This window comes from Flectobacillus sp. BAB-3569 (genome assembly GCF_002270355.1).
In the GTDB taxonomy this organism is placed as follows: domain Bacteria; phylum Bacteroidota; class Bacteroidia; order Cytophagales; family Spirosomataceae; genus Flectobacillus; species Flectobacillus roseus.
On the sequence record NZ_NJFZ01000123.1, the window covers coordinates 1 to 616 of the forward strand.

A 616-nucleotide genomic window follows, 5' to 3' on the forward strand; every position below is an offset into this window, starting at 1 on the left:
CTAATTGAGATTTATAATAAGCTCAAAAGCCAGACTTACTTCTTTCATTCAAGAAACCAAAAGGTATCCTTAGTCATTCAAGATGCCAGAGTGACACAGGTACTCTTCAACGGACCTAATCCGAGCCCTGACGATATCAAGGACGCCATCAACCAAGGCGCTGAGTATATTGAATCTGAGGTCAAAAATCCTTTGGGCTATAATGGACACTCAACAGGCGTTCATCAATTTGTTTGCAAGCTTCTATCGTCGTGGATTTACAGAGGCACAATCCTGCTCAACCTGTGCTGAGCAGGATTTAAGTGATTTATCTATATCCAAAGCAAAGGAGTTCTACCAGCAATACCAACCACTCATTGAAAATCTAGGTATTTATGCCTTTTTATATGAATCAGAGCTTACTTTTACAGCAGCCCAAAAAGAATGATTTTATCGAGAACTTTAAACTTATCGACCAGAAAACAAAAAAAGTTGTATTTAAAGGAAAAATAAAAGAGGCGATTAAAAGTCCATTTTCTGAAAAATACACTCAAGAAATAGATTTTCTAGTTTCGAAAAAAAGGAAAATATCTGCTCTCTGTGGATAAGTTGGGAGAGTCTCATCCTTTCGAAATCA

The 616-nt window shown here is 37.0% G+C and carries 2 protein-coding genes; both read left to right on the forward strand.

Annotated elements, in window-relative coordinates:
• Positions 1–291, forward strand: a 291-nt coding sequence (locus BWI92_RS27640) for a hypothetical protein (RefSeq protein ID WP_176464572.1), incomplete at its 5' end; no start/stop codon positions are given.
• Positions 292–386: 95 nt separating this feature from the next.
• Positions 387–587, forward strand: coding sequence for a cellulase N-terminal Ig-like domain-containing protein (locus BWI92_RS29025; protein ID WP_176464573.1), 201 nt, complete (start codon positions 387–389; stop codon positions 585–587).
• Positions 588–616 lie beyond the last annotated feature (29 nt).